Genomic DNA, 13,145 nt, shown 5'->3' on the forward strand with positions numbered 1-13,145 from the left:
TCCTGACCGCGCGGGTGGAATTCGGCACCTGATGCTGCCGACCCCGGGATGATCAGGTATTTTGGCTCCATGGGGTGGACCGAGACGTTCGAGCTGACAGGCCTGGTTCTGATGCTGGCCGTGCTCGCCCCCTTGGCCGGCCTGTATGCGCGGCGCCGGTGGTTGTCCAGCCGCGGCGGGGTCTTCGACTGCGCACTGCGGATGCGCAACGGTTCCTGGGCAACAGGAGTGGCCCGCTATGCAGCCGAAGAGCTGCAGTGGTTCCGGATCTTCTCCTTCAGCGCCCGGCCCAAGTTGGTGCTGCGCCGGGAGCACACCATGTCCATCGGCCGTCGCAGCCCGGAGGACGCCGAAGCGGTCGTGCTGTTCAGCGACGACCAGATCATCCGCCTGCGCAACCGGGACACCACCGACGAGACGGTATGGGAGCTGGCCATGAACCCGCAGTCGGTCACGGGGCTGATGAGCTGGCTCGAGGCCGCGCCTCCGGGCGGGGATCGCTACAGCGGCCTCGAGCGGGACTGACTCAGCCCTCTCCGTGGGCGGTGTGCGCCGGATTGCGTTCGCCTCCGGGCACCCACAACACCTCTTGGTCGCCATTGGCGGCGCGGCTCATGATGAACAAGAGGTCCGAGAGCCGGTTCAGGTACTTGATCGCCAAGGGATTGATGCCCCCCGGGATGTCATCCTCCAATGAACCCACCTCCATGCCGTACTGATCGGCTGCCTCCCATGCCGTGCGCTCGGCGCGGCGCACGATGGTGCGCGCAACGTGCAGCTGTGCGGCGGCCATCGTTCCCCCGGGCAGGATGAAGGAGCGCAGGTTCGGCAGCGGCTCGCCGAACTCGTCACACCACGCCTCCAGCCGATCGATCGATGACTGGATGATTCGCAGCGGTTCCCACTGGGGATCCTTGACCAGTGGGTTGGACAGGTCCGCGCCGACGTCGAAGAGCTCGTTCTGCACGACGGCCAGCGCCGCGGCGATCGCTGTGGGGAGCCCGGGGGTGGCCAGGGCCACCCCAATCGCGGAGTTGGCCTCGTCGACATGGCCATAGGCCTGCACGCGCAGGTCCGTCTTGCGGGCCACGGAATTGTCGCTCAGCCGGGTCTCGCCAGCGTCGCCGGTACGGGTGTATATGCGCGTCAGGTTCACCATGGGACCACCCTAGCCCGGTGCGGTGTGTCAGGGCCTCGGTGTGGGGCCGGATCTGGCTAGGCTGACCGCATGTCACGTCTGCCTGTCTTCTCGACCGCCCTGTTGGCCGCCAGCCTGGCCCTCGTGGGGTGTGCCCAAGGGGAGAAGACTGCTGATTCGGCGGGAGGCGGCCAAGCCGGCACGTGCAGCTATCCGAGCGCTGGGCGGCCGGCCAAACCGGTGGATCCGCCATCCGGCGGGAGCGTGGCCAGCGCCGGGAAGACCGCCATCACCCTCACCCTGGATGGCGCACCGGTGGTCCTGACCCTTGACCGAGGACAGGCTGCGTGCGCCGTGAACTCCTTCGAGTCGCTGGCCAAGCAGGGGTGGTACACCAAGACCCAGTGCCATCGACTGACCGACCAGCGCATCTTCGTGCTCCAGTGCGGCGATCCGACGGGGACGGGCAGCGGTGGCCCGGGCTACACCTTCGCCGACGAGCTGGGGGGAGCGGCGACCTTCGCGAAGACCGGTCAGCAGTACCAGGGGCGGGACATGGTCACCTACCCCAAGGGGACGGTCGCGATGGCCAATTCCGGACCGAACACGAATGGCTCGCAGATCTTCCTGGTCTGGCAGGACAGCCCGCTTCTGCCGGACTACACCGTGCTCGGCACGATGGACGAGGCCTCGGTGGAGAATGTGGCCAAGGTCGCGGCCGAGGGTGTGGCAGCCGACGGCACCAAGCCGAATGCCCCGGGCCTGATCAGCGACGTCACGATGGGTTGAGTCCTCGACAGGCTCGGGGAACGGGGAGACGAGCTCGGGGGACGGGGATCAGATCGTCAGGAAGTGCCGCAGGACGGTGATGAAGGGCCCCGGCTGTTCGGAATGCACCCAGTGGCCGGCTCCCTTGACGGTGACCTGCACGTACTTCGGGAAGAGGGCACGCATCGTCGGTGCCGCGTCCTCGCGGACATAGGGCGATGTCTCCCCGGCGACCCACAGCACAGGCCCGTCGTAGATCGCGTCGGTGACCGGCCAGTCGGCGATGCCGCCGTCGAGTTCTCGTCGCAGCACGTCGAGGTTCATCTGCCAGCGCCAGTGGCGGTGCCCGTCCGGGCCCATCTCGTGGCGCAGGTTCTGCATCAGGAAGCCGCGGACCGTGTCACTGGGGATCCCGTCGCGCAGCAGCTCGTCGGCCTCGAAGCGGCTGGACAGGGCCGCGAGGTCCAGCCCGCACATCGCGTCGAAGAAGGGGCCGAAATTGCTCCCCAGTCCGACGGCGGGGGAGATGTCCACCACCATCAGGCGCTCCACCAGCTCGGGAAAGTCCAGAGCTGTGCGCATGGCCACCTTGCCGCCCATCGAGTGGCCCACCAGGCAGACCGGAGCGTCGAGTTCCCTCAGCAGCTCGGCGACGCTCGCGGCCAGCGCGGGGTACGTGTGGTCCTCGGTCCAGGGGGAGCGGCCGTGGTTGGGCAGGTCGACCAGGGTGCTGGTGGCCAGGTCGGAGATGGCCTTGGCGACGGCGGTGAAGTTCTTGCCCTGACCGAACAGGCCGTGCAGGAAGACGACGCGTGCAGGGCCGTCTCCGATCGTGGTGGTGTGCAAAGTGCTCATCAGTGCTTCCTGTTCCAACAGCCGGAGTGCCAGTGACGGCGTTCGTCGATGGGGGAGGCGGACTGGTTCCAGCCCGTCGGGCTCGACGGCCACGCCACCACGTGGGGGACGCCGATCCCGATCGTCTGCAGGCAGCCGGGGCAGACGTAGGTCTTGGTGGCCCGCGAACCTGGGATGCTGCGCACCACCCATCGACCGTCGGCCTTGTGCGCGCTGGTGGCGTGCCCGCCGTTCAAGGGGCGCGCCGGACGCAGATGCTTGCTTGGTCTCTTGGCCACCCACACAGCCTATCCGGGCCGGGGCAGGGTTAGCCGGGCTACTTCGCCCAGTGGAAGGAGTCGAGCACGGGGTCGATCGCCGCCTGTCCGTCCTCACCAGACAGGTTGGGAGCAACCATCACCGCGTAGTCGGTGCCATTGTGCTGGACCATGTAGAAGGGCGCCACGGCCCTTGGCACGGCCGTTGTCCCCCTTGGGCACCTCGAGCAGGCAGCCCTCCGCCTTGGCACCGTCGATCAGTCGGGGCTTGGCGGAGATGGCGGAACCGCCCATCTCCTTGACACCGGTGGTGCACAGCTCGCGCAGCTTCTTCAGCTGGGAGGCGCGCTTGTTTGCCGGAATCGCCCCCACCAGAACCTGCCTGCCGTCCTTTGCCAGCGCGACCTCATCGGCGCCGTAGGTCTCCTTGGCGGGCTTGAGATCCGCCGGCACCTCGATGGTGAAGCCACCGGACTTGGCCGTGACCTGGGTGGTCGCACCGCTTGACGCGTCCGGGACGGCGGAATCCGTACTGCTCTCGGGCGTTGCGGCGGCGTCGGAGCTGGAGCTGGTGGTGCTGGCCGTCGGGGTGGTGGCGCTGGAACCACTCGAGCTCGTGGCCGGTACGTCGCTGCCGCCGCACGCGGTGATGGCCAGGGCGAGCGGAAGGAGAAGCGGCGTGGGACGTATTTGTGCATGGAGGCCGTCTATCTGGGCGCCAGATTCGCCGATGCTGGTCCGGGGCACGGTGTCCGGTAGGTTGTCCCAAGTGCGTTTGGTGATTGCCCAGTGTCAGGTCGACTATGCCGGTCGGCTCACGGCCCATCTGCCCATGGCGAAGCGTCTGATCATGGTGAAGTCCGACACGTCGGTCTCCATCCATGCCGACGACCGTGCCTACAAGCCCCTCAACTGGATGAGTCCGCCGTGCACCATGACGGTGCAGGAGGTTCTGCCAGGCACTGACCTGCCGGCGACGACCGACGACGTCGACGCCCACATCACGCAGGTCTGGGACGTGACGGGTCCGCACGGCGACACCCTCAAGATCTCGATCGGCAAGGTCTTCCACGATTCCGAGCACGAGTTCGGGGTGGACCCTGGCCTGCAGAAGGACGGCGTCGAAGCCCACCTGCAGGCACTGCTGGCGGAGAATCCGACCACTTTTGGCGAGGGCTACCGGCTGGTGCAGCGCGAGTTCTTCACCCCGATCGGTCCGGTGGACCTGCTGCTGCGCAGCGACGAAGGGCAGTACGTCGCCGTGGAGGTGAAGCGACGCGGGGAGATCGACGGAGTGGAACAGCTCACCCGCTACCTGGAGCTGATGAACCGCGATCCGCAGATGGCTCCCGTCGCGGGCGTCTTCGCGGCCCAGCAGATCAAACCGCAGGCCCGTACCCTGGCCGCGGACCGTGGGATCACCTGCGTGACCGTGAACTACGACGAGCTGCGCGGGCTGGACAATCCCGAGGACCGGCTCTTCTGACCTCCCGGGGGATTCGTCTGCCCCCGATGGCAACCTTTCGGGCCACTTCTCCGTAGTGCGGGGTGAGAACCCACCATGAGAGGAGGGGGCAGGTGTTCGGAATGTCGAAGGCGGAGCGCGACGAGGACTTCGCACGCTTCGTGAGCGAGTCACAACCCTCGCTGACCGGCACTGCCTGGTTGCTGTGTGGCAACCGCGAGCAGGCGGCCGACCTGGTGCAGGCGGCGCTGGTGAAGGTCTACGTGGCCTGGCCGAGGGTACGGCACTACCGGACGCCCGTGCGGGGGAGACCCTCGTCGTGCCGGACGCCGCGCGGCATGCCGACGGCCACGACCAAGTGGTCAGGATGTTGGACGAGCTCCCTCCAGCCCAGCGACGGGTGATCGCCCTGCGCTATTTCTGCGACCTCTCCGAACGTGAGACCGAAGCGACCCTCAGAATCTCCATCGGCGCAGTGAAGTCGGCCACCTCACGAGGTCTGGCCACCCTGCGCACCCTGCACCCGGAAGGAGCAGTGGCAAGAACGAGGATTTCGAGAGCCTCCCTGCGCACCAGCCTTCGTGCCGCCGCAGACCGCCATGCGCTGGAGCTGGACGTGGACGACGTGATCGACGCCGGGCAGGAGGTGCTGACCCGTCGCACTCGTCGCTGGGCCGCGGCCTCCGTCGGCTTGGTCGCCGCGGCCGCGATGGTCGCGGGCGGCGTCTGGCAGGGGAGCGCGAAGACCTCGCAGGCACCCGCGTCCACCCCGAGCGCCGCCAACGCTGCCACGTTGGTGCTGGACCTCAATGACGTCGTCCCCGGCCGGCCTGCGAAGCTCCAGGTCAGGACCAAGCACGTCCCCGGCGCTACGGAGGTGGAGCTGGCTGGGCTGGCCGAGGACGGGGCCCGCGTCGGTCCCAGCCCACGCGGCACCATCCCGGCGACCCGAGCCGCGGACCACTTGGTGCTGGACCAGCGGTTGGCGGACCATTGCGCCCTCGTCCTGGTGCGCGGGGCCGCCACTGACATCCAGAGAGTCACCGCAAGCAACGCCACGGGCGGTGGCCCGGGGAGGACGTATTCCGGACCGACGCATCGCGGGGACCGACATGACCGTCCAGTTGTTGTGCGAGGTCGGCCTGGACGGAGCCAGGACGACTGGCCGCTACCTGCAGTACCTGTGGGGCTTCGTCTGGAGGTCCGGCGACGGGTCCATGAAGGACTCTGAGGGACGCACGGTGCCCCAAGCAGACCTGACCGTCGCAGGCAAGACCTTCCGCGTCTACCAAGACCTCCCGCTGGACACCTTCGGCGTGATCGGCGAGCCGTTCACTGCCAGCAGCTGGCCGTCACGGGTGAAGCAGCGGATCCAGATGCCGGAGCGAGCGATGACCACTGGGTGGTGGCCGCCACCCTGCCGAAGGGAGCTCGGCTGGAGCGGGTGTCGTGGGCGCCGAGCCGAAAGGTCGTCAAGTTCGGGCAGGGCGAACGGACCGCCGACGGTGGCACCTTCTTCGTCGCCCACACCCGGTCCGGCCTGCCGGCCGAGCAGATGAAGGACCCGGCGATCACCTACCGCACGGCCGACGGGCGCACCGTCACCGAGCGGTCATGACCGGCCGGTGGTGATCAGTTGCGGTCCTCGAGCTTGATCACCGTGGTCTGCTCGGCATCGGGGAGCTGGATGACGTGGGTCTCGGATTCCGCGTCGGAGAGCTTCGCCGTGGCGGAGCCCTCGACCACCTGGGTCTTCTCGGGGGCCGTCGCCGCGGTGGCACCGGCCTGGGCAGCTGCGGCGAGCGTCGGGTCCACTGCGGGGGCATCGACGCTGAGGTTCTTGCGCCACGAGGCGTTGTCGTCGTCGCGGGGATCGGAGGTGCCCAGCGGGTCGTCGTCGGGGTAGTCCAGCGGCGCATCGCCGGCGAGCTGGCGCAGATTGGACAGCTGCGCCACGATCGAGCCCTTGCGGGTGATCAGTGCGGCGACCTCACGCTCCAACTGCTCCTTGCGCCAGGCGTACTGCTCCTCCAGACGATCCTTCATCATCGCGGCCTGGCGGTGCGCAGCAGCGATGGTGCCCTCGGCATCACGGGCCGCGTCGGTCTTGGTCTTCTCGGCATCCGCCAGCGCCGCGGAGCGGAGCTGCTGGGCGGCCTCGGACTCACTGCTCAGCAGGGCGGTGGACTCCTCGTGGTGACGCGTGGCCTCGGCGAGCAGACTGTTGGTCTTCTCGGTCACGTCGGTGTGCCGCTGCTGGGCATCGGTGAGCAGCTTCTCGGCCTGGCTGCTGGCCAACTCCTTGGCCGTGGCCGCCTGCCTCTCGGCATCGGACAGCAGCTGGGCCGCGCGGGTCTGCGCGGCCGCCATGATGGCGGCGGCGGCCGTGGCGGCCTCGGCCACCTTCTTCTCGATGGTGGCGGCGGTTTCGCCCAGCTTCTCGTCGGCCTGGCGCTGCGCGTCGGCGGCGAGCCGGGTGGCCTCGACCTCGGCGGAGTGCGTGGTGGCATTGCCCTTCTGGGTGGCTTCGGTGGTGATCGCGTCGGCCTGGCGCTGCGCGGCCGCGACGACGGAAGCGGCCTCCGCGCGCGCCTTCTCCAAGGTTTCGGTGGAGTCCTTGTCCAGTGCCTCGCGCAGCTGGCGCAGGTTGGCGAGCCCTGCAACCCGAATGTCGTCGGCCTCGGCCTGGGCATTGGCGCGCAGGTCTGCGGCGACCCGGCGACCCTCCTCCTTGATCCGCTCGGCCTCGAGCTCGGCCTTGTGCACCAGGTCCTTGCCCTGGGCCTCGGCGGCACGCAGGATGCCGGTGGCGTGGGAGCCGAGCCGGGTGAAATCGGTGGTGCCATTCGCACGCGCCGTCTGGGCGGCCTCGCGGCGCAGGTGGCGAGTGAGCTGCTTGAGCGTCGAGAGTTGCATCTCGATCTCACGGACATAGTTGTCCACGCTGGCGCGGTCGTAACCCATCATCGCCTTGGGGAAGGACCCCGCGACCGAAGCCGAGTCGTCGAACAGGTTGAGGCCCGTCTCCTCGTTGTGGACGGAGTCCTCGTCGTAGTACTCGCTCACGCGTCAGGTCCTTTCGCCAGGGCTGGCAGCCCATACCTTTGCCAGATTAGCGAACCCCTGGCAACAGAGGACGGCGGCACTCCGTGGGGAGTGCCGCCGTCCATCGAGTGCTGGTCGTGCTCAGTGGGCTGCCTCGGCCGGGGGCTGGGTCAGCTCGAGCAGGACGCCGCCGGCATCCTTGGGGTGCACGAAGTTGATCCGGGCGCCGCCGGTGCCGGTCTTGGGCTCGGGGTAGAGCAGGCGCAGGCCGCGCTCACGCAGGGTGGCGCAGACCGCGTCGATGTCCGCGACGCGGTAGCACAGCTGCTGCATGCCGGGGCCACCGTTGCGGGTCAGCCACTTGGCAATGGTCGAGTTCTCGTTCAGGGGAGCGAGCAGCTGGATCTGGGCGCTCTCGGGCTGCTGGGTGCCGGTGCCCAGCATCGCCTCGGCGACGCCCTGCTCCTCGTTGACCTCCTTGTGCAGCACGCGAAAACCGAACTTCTCGGTGTGGAACTTGATGGCCTCGTCGATGTCGGCGACAGCCAGGCCGACGTGGTCGATGCAGATGAAGAGATCGCTATTGTCCATGGGCACCATGTTTCCACAGGGCCCCGGCGGCGCCAATGGTGGGGCGGACATTCGGCTGTGGTGAGACCATTCTCACCAGCGCCTTCCGCGGGCTCCGCTTCTTCAACTGGTGATGCAGACTTGGGCGTGCTGACTCGGCCGGGGCGGGTGACTTGCGGCATAGTGGACTCGACTGCGCCAGGCGACCTTCCGAAAGATCGGGGTGAGGGAGTGTGGGCGCGGGCCGCGACAACTTCCCCAAGGACCCGCGGGTCAACCTGAACGAGGAGACATGCCATGCCCGAGTGGGCCAAGAAGATCCTGTGGACACTGGTCATCGCCTTCATCATCTACTACATCGCCACGCAGCCCGAGGAGTTTGCGGCGGGCGTGAAGTCCGTGGTCGAGGCCATCGGACGGCTGTTCAGCGCTCTGGCCGGGAATTGAGCCTGTGGTGGGCCTGAGCCCGCACCCGGGGCTCCCGCGATGAGTTTTCTCTCCCGCTTCCTGGCCCCCGAGGTGGACCGTCACCTCCTGGTGGACCAGGGCGAGTTCATCATCGACGAGGTGGCCAAGCACTGGGTCACCGTCGTCCTGCCGGCGATGGGCATCGCCGCTTGCATCCCCATCTTCTGGGCAATGCCCTTGCTGGGCGCCTTCTGGTGGCTCGCCCTGTTGGTCGGTCTGGGGCTGTTCAGCTACTGCATGCTCCTGATCCACCTGCAGTTCATGGACCGCTTCGTCATCACCAACATGCGTGTTTTCCGGGTGCACGGCGTCCTGGACCAGAACCTGGCCACCATGCCGATGACCCGCATCCTCGACATCTCCGTCTCCCAGCCTTTCCTGGGACGGCTGCTCGGATACGGCCACTTCACCTTCGAGTCCGCCGCCCAGGACCAGGGGCTTCGTGACATCCGCTTCGTCGGGCGCCCCGAACAGCGAGACCTCACCATCCAAGGCGTCATCCAGCGGGCGGGCCTGCGCAAGGCCGTCGAGCCGCTGTTCAGCCGCCAGGACTATGAGGGCGAGGATTCCGACCACCTGGACGACGGTTCCTGATGACCATCCTCGTGGTCGGTGCGAGCTCCACGGCCATTCGCCTTGCCAATGAGCTGGTGCGGGGCGGGGAGCGCGTCGTCGCCCTGGTGCTCCCGGACTCCCAGGACTGGATGCTCGACTAGCTGGGCCGGTCTGGAGCCACTGTGCGATGCGTCGCGAGCATCGCGACGATGACCTGAGCAATGCCGGGGTGCAGCGGGCCGACGATGTCGTCGTCCTAGGCCTGGACGAGATGACCACGGTTCGGGTGGCCCTGACGGTGGAGGAGATGAACCCGTCGGCTCGCATCGTCCTCGAGCTGGACAACCCAGCCTTCGGACGGCGCCTGAGCCGACCCGTTGGGTGTCGCGGCTGGCGGCACCCTGCCTTCGCGGCGGCCGCGTTGGGGCGTTCACCCGAGACGGTGGTCCCGGTGGGCCACCGGGTCGTCATCTTGGCCGAGCTCGAGGCCCGGCGGAGCGTGCCCGTGGGAGCCCTCCACAAGCCCGGGCAGGTGCGAATCCTCGCGCACCATCGCGACGGCCGCTGGTCCTGGCATCCACGGCGTGCGGAGCTGCTGCAGCCGGGTGACCTGGTGGCTGTGGCCGCAACCCGGGAGGCATGGCGCAGACCAGCCGAGCCGTGGGGGAGTGACGCGACGAGCCCCGGGAGGGTGTCCTCCCGGGGCTCGCTGAGTGCCGTGGGTCAGGCGTTGAGGGCCGCGTTGACGACGTCCTTGGCCTCGGTCTGGATGGCCGCGAGGTGCTCGGCCGACTTCAGGGACTCGGCATAGATCTTGTACTTGTCCTCGGTACCCGACGGGCGGGCCGCGAACCAGCCGTTCTCGGTGGTGACCTTCACACCACCGATGGCGGCGTCATTGCCCGGTGCCTCGGTGAGGATCGCGGTGATGGTCTCGCCGGCCAGCTCCGTGGCGGTGATGTCGGCGGGGGAGAGGGCCTTGAGGCGGGCCTTCTGCTCACGGTCCGCGTCGGCGTCGATCCGGGCGTAGTAGCTCTTGCCGTACTTGGCCTCCAGCTCGGCATAGTGCTGGCTGGGGGTCTTTCCGGTGACGGCGAGGATCTCGCTCGCCAGCAGGTCCAGGATGATGCCGTCCTTGTCGGTGGTCCAGGTCTGGCCGTCGAGGGTGAGGAAGCTGGCGCCTGCGGACTCCTCGCCACCGAAGCCCATCTCGCCACTGATCAGGCCGGGAACGAACCACTTGAAGCCGACCGGAACCTCGACCAGTTCACGGCCGATCTCGGCTGCGACCTTGTCGATCATCGAGCTCGACACCAGCGTCTTGCCGACGCGGGCCTGCTCGCGCCACCCGGGGCGGTGGGTGAAGAGGTACTGGATGGCCACGGCCAGGTAGTGGTTCGGGTTCATCAGGCCGGCGTCGGGCGTGACGATGCCGTGGCGGTCGGAGTCCGCGTCATTTCCGGTGGAGATGTCGAACTTGTCCCGGCTCTGGATCAGGCTCGCCATCGCATTGGGAGAACTGCAGTCCATCCGGATCTTGCCGTCGGTGTCCAGGGTCATGAAACGCCAGGTGGGATCCACCTCGGGGTTCACGACGGTGAGGTCCAGCCCGGACTTCTCGGCCAAGTACTGCCAGTACTGCACGGCGGCACCACCCATCGGGTCGGCGCCGATGCGCACACCCGCCTTCTTGATGGCGTCCATGTCGATGACGTTGACCAGGTCCTCGCAGTAGGCCGTGCGGTAGTCGAAGCGGGTCACCTCGGCGGAGGCCTCGTCGTAGGAGACACGCTTGATGGCCGAGGCGTCACGCATCAGCTCATTGGCGCGGTCGGCGATCCAGCTGGTGGCATCCGTGTCGGCCGGGCCACCGTTCGGCGGGTTGTACTTGAAGCCACCGTCGCGAGGCGGGTTGTGCGAGGGGGTGACGACGATGCCGTCGGCCTGCGGCTGGCCGACATGGTCACGGTTGTACACGATGATGGCGCGGCTGACGGCCGGCGTCGGGGTGTACTCGTCCTCCTTCTCGGCCATCACGGAGACAGCATTGGCGACGAGCACCTCGGTGGCGGTCTTCCACGCCGGAAGGCTCAACGCGTGAGTGTCCTTGCCGATGAACAGCGGGCCGGTGGTGCCCTGTTCGGCGCGGTACTCGACAATCGCCTGTGTGGTGGCGGCGATGTGGAGCTCGTTGAACTTGCCGTCGAGGCTGGAGCCACGGTGTCCTGAGGTGCCGAAGACCACCTGCTGGTCGACATTGTCGACGTCGGGAGTGATGTCGTAGTAGGCCGACAGAACCTCGTCGACATTGATCAGGTCTTGTTCCTGGGCAACCTGCCCAGCGCGTTCGTGTGCCATGGCACCCATCTTGCCCGCATTCGCGGTTCGCGGACAGGCCGCGCCCGTTTTTGTCATCGTTGACCGGCACGGGAACAATGGGGCCATGACTTATGACAGCTTCAACCGTCCTGGCGCCATCGACCTGTCTGCGTTGGGTTCCAGCGCGCAGGCGAGCAGCAACGCCGGGGCCGGCTCCACCGGGGCCGCGGCCGGCAGCTATGTGCAGCAGGTGGGGGAGGCCGATTTCGACGCCATGGTCCGCAAGTCCGTGACCCACCCCGTCGTGATGGAGCTCTATTCTCCCCGCGCCAATGCGCAGGAGCTCTCCGACACCCTGATCGATGCCACCAACAAGGCTGGTGGACGCTGGCTGCTGGCGCGGGTCAACATCGACGCCGAACAGCGCATCGCCCAGGCCATGGGCGTGCAGGCCGTGCCCACCGTCGTCGCCATCATCGGTGGGCAGCTGGCACCGCTCTTCCAGGGCACCAAGACCGCCGAGGAGGTCCAGGCCTACCTCGACCAGCTGGTGCAGGTGGCCGTCGCGAATGGTCTGACCGGCCGCGCCGAGCCCGTCGGCACCGCGGCACCTGATCCTGCGGGGGACCAGCCGACGGATCCCGCCACCGACCCGCGCTTCGCGGAGGCGGATGCCGCCCTGCAGGCCGGTGACTACGCCAAGGCCGTCGAGGAGTTCCAGAAGGTGCTGGACCAGAGCCCCACGGATCCCGAGGCGACTCAGGGGCTGGCCCAATCCAAGCTGCTGGAGCGCTCGACGCGCTTCGACCCGCAGGCCATCGTGCAGACCGCCAACGACGAACCCACCAACTGGGACGCCCAGCTGGATGCCGCGGACCTGGAACTGATCAATGGTGACCCCGCGGCCGCCTTCAATCGGGTGCTGCAGATGATCCGGGAGACCCGCGACGAGGACCGCGAGCGCGCCCGGCTGCGCCTGCTGGAGCTCTTCGACGTCGTCGGCAAGGCCGACAAGGCCGTGCTGAAGGCCCGCCGCCAGCTGTCCACCGCGCTGTTTGCCTGATCCAGGCATGACCCCCCACGGCTGGGCAGCATCGATGGTTGGCCTCCTGCTCGCCGGCGCCCTGGCCGGTTGCGGGCAGGGGCTCGGCATGGGGCCCCGAGCCGCCATCCCGAGCGAGGACTCCTCGCGGGCTCCCGTGAGACCGACACCCACCGCGGGGCCGTCCACGGTGCGTGTGGGCCCACGGCCCGGAGAGCAAGCCGAGACGGGCACCTGGCCGCCGACCTGTGAGGGGGCATCAACAGGACAGCGGCTGGCATGGTCCCCCGTCGATGCCGGTCTGGGACACCGGTACCTGACGCTGGCAGTACGCAATTGCGGCCCGGGCACGCTCACCCTGCCCGAACGCCCGACCCCGATGGCCCGAGATGCCGTGGGGCAAGCGCTTGCCCTGCGCATGGACTGGCAGAAAGCCACGCGTTCGTTGGATCTTGCCAGGGGTGAGGTGGCCTACCTGAGCCTGCACTGGCTGAGCAATGGCCACTGCGAACAGGGAGCCGCCAGCCTGCGCACCACCGTGGTGGGCGAGACGGTCACCGCCACCGGGTGCCTGCAGCTCGGAGACTTCGAGACTGAGGAGGCCTCCTCCGACATCTCGTCGACGATCCGCGTGGGCTGGACCGCCTCACCCCAACAGTGAGC

The 13,145-nt window shown here is 68.1% G+C and carries 19 protein-coding genes; 12 read left to right on the forward strand and 7 right to left on the reverse strand.

The genetic code is table 11. The annotated features are described in order from the left end of the window. Positions 1-69 precede the first annotated feature (69 nt). On the forward strand, positions 70-525 hold the full coding sequence (locus EDD41_RS00650) for a DUF2550 domain-containing protein (RefSeq protein WP_170165174.1): 456 nt from the start codon (positions 70-72) through the stop codon (positions 523-525). A gap of 1 nt (position 526) precedes the next feature. On the opposite strand, the gene EDD41_RS00655 is transcribed toward EDD41_RS00650, so the two are convergent. Continuing rightward, a complete protein-coding gene (locus EDD41_RS00655) occupies positions 527-1,159 on the reverse strand; it encodes a cob(I)yrinic acid a,c-diamide adenosyltransferase (RefSeq protein WP_123574627.1) in 633 nt (210 codons plus the stop codon). 69 nt (positions 1,160-1,228) lie between these two features. Between EDD41_RS00655 and EDD41_RS00660 the strand changes: the two genes are divergently transcribed. Then, on the forward strand, positions 1,229-1,927 hold the full coding sequence (locus EDD41_RS00660) for a peptidylprolyl isomerase (protein ID WP_094764697.1): 699 nt from the start codon (positions 1,229-1,231) through the stop codon (positions 1,925-1,927). 48 nt (positions 1,928-1,975) lie between these two features. On the opposite strand, the gene EDD41_RS00665 is transcribed toward EDD41_RS00660, so the two are convergent. The 3 genes from EDD41_RS00665 to EDD41_RS16470 all read right to left on the reverse strand — a co-directional run bounded on the left by EDD41_RS00665 (position 1,976) and on the right by EDD41_RS16470 (position 3,765). Continuing rightward, positions 1,976-2,761 carry an alpha/beta fold hydrolase gene (locus EDD41_RS00665; protein WP_123574628.1) on the reverse strand — a complete coding sequence of 262 codons (786 nt, stop codon included), beginning with the start codon at positions 2,759-2,761 and terminating at the stop codon, positions 1,976-1,978. Continuing rightward, positions 2,761-3,039 carry a hypothetical protein gene (locus EDD41_RS00670; protein WP_094764695.1) on the reverse strand — a complete coding sequence of 93 codons (279 nt, stop codon included), beginning with the start codon at positions 3,037-3,039 and terminating at the stop codon, positions 2,761-2,763. The genes EDD41_RS00665 and EDD41_RS00670 overlap by 1 nt, the downstream gene beginning before the upstream one ends. 93 nt (positions 3,040-3,132) lie before the next feature. Beyond that, positions 3,133-3,765 carry a hypothetical protein gene (locus EDD41_RS16470; protein ID WP_148060427.1) on the reverse strand — a complete coding sequence of 211 codons (633 nt, stop codon included), beginning with the start codon at positions 3,763-3,765 and terminating at the stop codon, positions 3,133-3,135. Here EDD41_RS16470 and nucS point away from each other — a divergent pair. From nucS to EDD41_RS00690, 4 genes are all read left to right on the forward strand, one after another. Continuing rightward, a complete protein-coding gene (nucS, locus tag EDD41_RS00680; protein WP_094764693.1) occupies positions 3,749-4,504 on the forward strand; it encodes an endonuclease NucS in 756 nt (251 codons plus the stop codon). The genes EDD41_RS16470 and nucS overlap by 17 nt on opposite strands. A 101-nt stretch (positions 4,505-4,605) precedes the next feature. Next, entirely contained in the window at positions 4,606-4,887 is a 282-nt protein-coding gene (locus tag EDD41_RS17295) for a sigma factor (RefSeq protein WP_245995699.1), read from the forward strand. After that, the gene (locus EDD41_RS17030; RefSeq protein ID WP_245995479.1) at positions 4,851-5,714 is read left to right on the forward strand and encodes a sigma factor-like helix-turn-helix DNA-binding protein; all 864 of its coding nucleotides are present in this window, start codon (positions 4,851-4,853) and stop codon (positions 5,712-5,714) included. The genes EDD41_RS17295 and EDD41_RS17030 overlap by 37 nt, the downstream gene beginning before the upstream one ends. Before the next feature lie 174 nt (positions 5,715-5,888). Beyond that, on the forward strand, positions 5,889-6,101 hold the full coding sequence (locus tag EDD41_RS00690; protein WP_123574630.1) for a hypothetical protein: 213 nt from the start codon (positions 5,889-5,891) through the stop codon (positions 6,099-6,101). 14 nt (positions 6,102-6,115) lie between these two features. Here the strand turns inward: EDD41_RS00690 and EDD41_RS00695 are convergent, their stop codons facing one another. Together EDD41_RS00695 and mce are read right to left on the reverse strand one after the other, a co-directional pair. Next, positions 6,116-7,549 (reverse strand): coiled-coil domain-containing protein, encoded by a 1,434-nt coding sequence (locus tag EDD41_RS00695; RefSeq protein ID WP_123574631.1) that lies wholly within the window; start codon positions 7,547-7,549, stop codon positions 6,116-6,118. A 120-nt stretch (positions 7,550-7,669) separates the two neighbouring features. Next, on the reverse strand, positions 7,670-8,128 hold the full coding sequence (gene mce / locus EDD41_RS00700; protein WP_094764689.1) for a methylmalonyl-CoA epimerase: 459 nt from the start codon (positions 8,126-8,128) through the stop codon (positions 7,670-7,672). A gap of 267 nt (positions 8,129-8,395) precedes the next feature. Here mce and EDD41_RS16690 point away from each other — a divergent pair, with 267 nt between their 5' ends. From EDD41_RS16690 to EDD41_RS00710, 4 genes are read left to right on the forward strand one after another with little or no spacing between them, the layout of a single operon-like run. Continuing rightward, a complete protein-coding gene (locus EDD41_RS16690) occupies positions 8,396-8,545 on the forward strand; it encodes a hypothetical protein (RefSeq protein ID WP_170165175.1) in 150 nt (49 codons plus the stop codon). A 39-nt stretch (positions 8,546-8,584) separates the two neighbouring features. Further along, complete coding sequence (locus tag EDD41_RS00705) at positions 8,585-9,160, forward strand: PH domain-containing protein (RefSeq protein WP_094764688.1); 576 nt, start codon at positions 8,585-8,587, stop codon at positions 9,158-9,160. Continuing rightward, positions 9,160-9,282, forward strand: a complete 123-nt coding sequence (locus EDD41_RS17705) for a hypothetical protein (protein WP_256763236.1) — start codon at positions 9,160-9,162, stop codon at positions 9,280-9,282. The genes EDD41_RS00705 and EDD41_RS17705 overlap by 1 nt, the downstream gene beginning before the upstream one ends. Before the next feature lie 26 nt (positions 9,283-9,308). Beyond that, positions 9,309-9,932 carry a potassium channel family protein gene (locus EDD41_RS00710; RefSeq protein WP_123574632.1) on the forward strand — a complete coding sequence of 208 codons (624 nt, stop codon included), beginning with the start codon at positions 9,309-9,311 and terminating at the stop codon, positions 9,930-9,932. On the opposite strand, the gene pgm is transcribed toward EDD41_RS00710, so the two are convergent. Beyond that, a complete protein-coding gene (gene pgm / locus EDD41_RS00715) occupies positions 9,845-11,479 on the reverse strand; it encodes a phosphoglucomutase (alpha-D-glucose-1,6-bisphosphate-dependent) (protein ID WP_123574633.1) in 1,635 nt (544 codons plus the stop codon). The two genes, EDD41_RS00710 and pgm, sit on opposite strands and share 88 nt — an antisense overlap. Positions 11,480-11,564: 85 nt before the next feature. On the opposite strand from pgm, the gene EDD41_RS00720 reads away from it, so the two are divergent. Then, on the forward strand, positions 11,565-12,503 hold the full coding sequence (locus EDD41_RS00720) for a tetratricopeptide repeat protein (protein WP_123574634.1): 939 nt from the start codon (positions 11,565-11,567) through the stop codon (positions 12,501-12,503). Between the two features lie 7 nt (positions 12,504-12,510). Next, positions 12,511-13,143 carry a DUF4232 domain-containing protein gene (locus tag EDD41_RS00725; protein ID WP_123574635.1) on the forward strand — a complete coding sequence of 211 codons (633 nt, stop codon included), beginning with the start codon at positions 12,511-12,513 and terminating at the stop codon, positions 13,141-13,143. Positions 13,144-13,145: the final 2 nt, after the last annotated feature.

The organism is Luteococcus japonicus (assembly GCF_003752415.1).
Lineage (GTDB): Bacteria > Actinomycetota > Actinomycetes > Propionibacteriales > Propionibacteriaceae > Luteococcus > Luteococcus japonicus.